This window comes from Blautia sp. HCP3S3_D9 (assembly GCF_052063845.1).
Lineage (GTDB): Bacteria > Bacillota > Clostridia > Lachnospirales > Lachnospiraceae > Blautia_A.
In genome coordinates this window covers 1-3,863 of the sequence record NZ_JBQHWS010000206.1, presented here as the reverse complement: position 1 = coordinate 3,863, position 3,863 = coordinate 1, and the positions used below count along the sequence as shown (strand labels likewise).

The 3,863-nt window shown below is 36.2% G+C and carries 5 protein-coding genes; all 5 read left to right on the top strand.

Annotated elements, in window-relative coordinates; genetic code table 11:
- Window positions 1–709 precede the first annotated feature (709 nt).
- The 5 genes from ACTNES_RS19910 (at window position 710) to ACTNES_RS19890 (ending at window position 3,557) form a co-directional block, all read left to right on the top strand.
- Entirely contained in the window at window positions 710–1,750 is a 1,041-nt protein-coding gene (locus ACTNES_RS19910) for a M48 family metalloprotease (RefSeq protein WP_441040480.1), read from the top strand.
- Between the two features lie 383 nt (window positions 1,751–2,133).
- Window positions 2,134–2,619, top strand: a complete 486-nt coding sequence (locus ACTNES_RS19905; protein WP_441040479.1) for a hypothetical protein — start codon at window positions 2,134–2,136, stop codon at window positions 2,617–2,619.
- Window positions 2,556–2,747 (top strand): type II toxin-antitoxin system antitoxin SocA domain-containing protein, encoded by a 192-nt coding sequence (locus ACTNES_RS19900; RefSeq protein WP_441040481.1) that lies wholly within the window; start codon window positions 2,556–2,558, stop codon window positions 2,745–2,747. The genes ACTNES_RS19905 and ACTNES_RS19900 overlap by 64 nt, the downstream gene beginning before the upstream one ends.
- Window positions 2,686–2,904, top strand: a complete 219-nt coding sequence (locus tag ACTNES_RS19895) for a hypothetical protein (protein ID WP_441040478.1) — start codon at window positions 2,686–2,688, stop codon at window positions 2,902–2,904. Before ACTNES_RS19900 ends, ACTNES_RS19895 begins: the two co-directional genes overlap by 62 nt.
- 443 nt (window positions 2,905–3,347) lie before the next feature.
- Window positions 3,348–3,557 carry a hypothetical protein gene (locus ACTNES_RS19890; RefSeq protein WP_441040477.1) on the top strand — a complete coding sequence of 70 codons (210 nt, stop codon included), beginning with the start codon at window positions 3,348–3,350 and terminating at the stop codon, window positions 3,555–3,557.
- The last annotated feature ends 306 nt before the right edge of the window (window positions 3,558–3,863 follow it).

Below are 3,863 nucleotides of genomic sequence, written 5' to 3'. Positions count from 1 at the left end.
GCCATTTTCCCCAAATTGGTCTTAGTGTAACTGTTACACTAAAACCATCCATGAAACTCTAGTATTTATGCGGTGTAGCGGATTTAGTGTAACTTTTTTGCAGAGTTCACATATAAGGTTTTAGGAAAAATGTGATTTCCTTTTTGCCGGAATCACGATTTCCTAAAAAACGGAACATTGATTTCCATATGCCGGACAGGTGATGGATTTCACTCCGGATTATTCACATTCTTCCAGGGAGCGCTCTGGAGCACTTTTCTTGCTCATAATGAGACCTCCAAATGTAGTAATTTTCTATCTCCTATCAAGCGGAGTGTAGTAAAAATCTATTTACTATCATTATGAGTTTAAAACCGTAGACAGTAAAGCTACCCAAGATTTAAGCGCTTACTGTATAGATTAAACTTGTGTGCAATTAGGATGATTTTAACAATATACGAAGATCAGGAGAAAAAGTCAATAAATAAGATTGGGTGCTAGAAGGGAATAGGTGAATGTTTATATTCATTGAGTATATGAGATAGAGCGAGGACAGATTTTAAGTGTAGGAAGTCCGAATACGTGTACTATGGACTTTGTGAATGATATAGAACAGTTAAGGGCTTACCTTGCAAGGAAATTCGATACCAAAATAGATTCGGAAATTATAAAATATTTTTATGAAAATTCGGATATAGTGAGTACAATGGAGAAAAATTAAATACGGGATATGGATAAGATAAAAATCAGAATAGACAAAGAGGATATAGAATTACTGGAGTTTATGCCAACTTTTTATAAAGTTGCAGAAATAACGAATCTCTTATTGGAAAAAATGAAACAGGGAATGAAAACATGGACTTCTGAAGAGATATATATAAAAATGCAAGTGTCTGTATGGGTTGTAAATGATACAAGAGTCAATGCATTTGCTACATATTATGAAGGAAAAAACTATATAGCATTGACTGTAGGGTTGTGTGATGCGTTTTGGAATGCGATTGAAGATTTCGTTGGGAATAAGAATTTCAGTAAGGTGTTTTATTTGACACCAGAAAAAGAAGAAGATTATAAAAAAGTGTTATATATGTATATGCTGAATTTTGTGCTTGCACATGAATTTGGGCATATCGTACATGGGCATTTGTGGACGGATTCTAACAGAAAATGGTTAGAAGAATTATATGTAGATGGGAAGATGTCAAGTGCTCAAGATAACTGGATTTCTCAGCTAAGAGAGTATGATGCGGACTCCTTCGCAGCTATGATTAATGCCAATATTATGATTAAATATTGGAATGAGAATATAGAAGTATTAAAGAGTACTTTTGATATATTGTTTATTGTTCTTTATTTGTGTTTTGATGTTTTTGCAAGGAAAACTAATAGGGATTTTTCACAATATTTGGAAAAAGAATGGGATGCCTATGATCATCCATATCCGGGAATTCGAATGTATTACAGCAGTATTGCCTTATGCAACTTGGTTCTAGGAGTTAAGGGGGAAAATGAGACTACATCAGAGGTTATTTACCATGGATTTAATGCAATTATTTCTTATGAAAGGCAAGTTCTAGAGAAAGAGCAGATAAAAGAGAGTTACTTTGCAGTTGCAGGAACAGAGAAGGGAGTTCAACATATTATGAATTTGGTAAATGGCTGGAATGAAGTGGTAGATAAATATAATCAACATTCATATATCCAGATTTCAAAAACTGATAAGGTAGAATTTATGTCATATTTTATTGGAGAGAACGGGGAATTTATTTAATTTTGAATTAAGTATTGTGGTCGGTGAAAAGACCTATACTAATGGGAGCACCATATTGATAATATGCTTTCTACGTAATTGTAAAGAGAAACTGTTAAATTCAAATTTCATACGGGACAATGCAGACACTGTGGCAGTGAAGTAGCTGTGGATCCAGAGTATAATACCAGAAGATCAGAAGCCAAGATAAATGCTAACTTCTCATTATTTTCCTACTCAAACACTTAAAACTCTGATAAATACTGAGTTGTTCGTAATTTTGTTGGTGGATAAATGAGTAGGTATGTTTACTTAGCAAAAAACTTTAAAACCTTTTGTTTTAGCTAATAACAGGGTGTGAGTAGGAAAAAAATGGGAAGTTAGCAATAAAAGCATATAAACAGTTGAAAGGGATTATTGATCTGGATGAGATTTCAGAGATTCTGGCGAAATATGATGTAGGAAAGGAAGCATTAGCGGATATTGCAGGTTTTGGGAAAGCTACAATTAAAAGATATTATGAGGGCTATATACCTGCAAGGAAATATTCAGATAGATTATTGGAATTTTTGAATCATGAGTTAAGTTTTATAAACTCCGTAGAGAAACATAAGGATAAATTAAAGCCTGTGGCATATCATAAAGTTACGGTTAGATGTGAACGTCTGCGTGAAATTGGTAATTCGAAGACAGAGCAGATTACCAATTATATTGTGACACAACTTGAAGAGGTTACGCCGCTGGCATTGGAGAAACTACTGGCTTTTTCAGATGGGGTAAATTATGCATTGAATGGAACACATATGATTGAAGAAGCCAGGCCTGGCTGCATGGTCCGGTTTATCCGTCAGTATATAACCAGTATAAGGAATTTGGTTATAAACCAATAAATAATGGAATATACAGCAGCCATGGATGTATGCTTTCGAAGGTTTCCGAGGACGAGTTAAGAGCCATTGATATGGTTTTGGACACATTTGGCTTGTATTCCGAAAACACTGGAAACAATCAGCCATAAACAGGATCCATGGATTGAAAAAAGAGCAGGATATGGGGAAAAAGAGGCTGGACGTGAAGTAATAGACGAAAAATCTGTGCGGGAATATTATACACGAAACCAGTTAAATTCAGAGGAACGGATTATGAAATATATCTTGGAATGCCTGAAACAGTAGGATTCATAAATCTAATTCAGTCGATCTTTCCGATAAAGTAAAAAATGACGGCTCATTTAGAACCGCCATATCCCACTGTGGACTATAGGATTCGGTTTTTTATTGTGCGTCACCGCCAAACAGAAAAAATGATGCTTTACTCTGCGTTACTGGGCTTACGCCTCGCATAAGTGCGAGGTACGAGCTGATACAGCCAATAAATGCACTGAGCATTTCCAGACTAGAACTCGTAGTTGCCATATAGCATCACCCCCTTTACAATGGGAATAGTTATTATAGCATGATTATTTCTTTTTTTCAACGGTGAAAAAATTTTAGAAAATTAATCACCGGATCAGATTGATTTAAAATTCAAACTGAGGGTGGACGACCGAAAACCGGTGGAACAGAATTTAGGTTATTGAACAGAATTTTGAATAATCATACCCAGGAAGGAGTTGTATATGTTCGCACCTGTTAAAAAATTAAAAAGCTACCTGCTTTGTCTTCTGGTGATATTGATTGTTCTCTCAGCAGCCGATCTCCTGGCATCCAGATATGCGCTGTCTGTGACGCACATTACTTCTTCCACGGAGAAAATTTCATCTTCTCTTCGCATCGTACAGCTGGCAGATCTGCATGACAGTAGTTTCGGTAAGATAATTCCAGACTGATCAGGAAGGTGAAGGAGCAGGTCCCGGATGTGATCCTGATCACAGTGGATTTGGAATTCGTCAGGTATGTGACATAATTCTCTATGCTTCACACTATGGCAGTGAGATTGACTGGAACCGGGTTCTGAAACAATGCAGAGAGATTCACAGCGAGTATTTTACGGCAGCTTTGTTCCGGATTGGAAAGAGATATCTGAATTTTGAGGTAGACATTCCGAAGATACCCGGAAAGATAAATTATGTGAAAAAAGGGGGTACAGTATACGTCCGATATGTGCTCGAAAGAGTATATCATCCAGAGAAAAA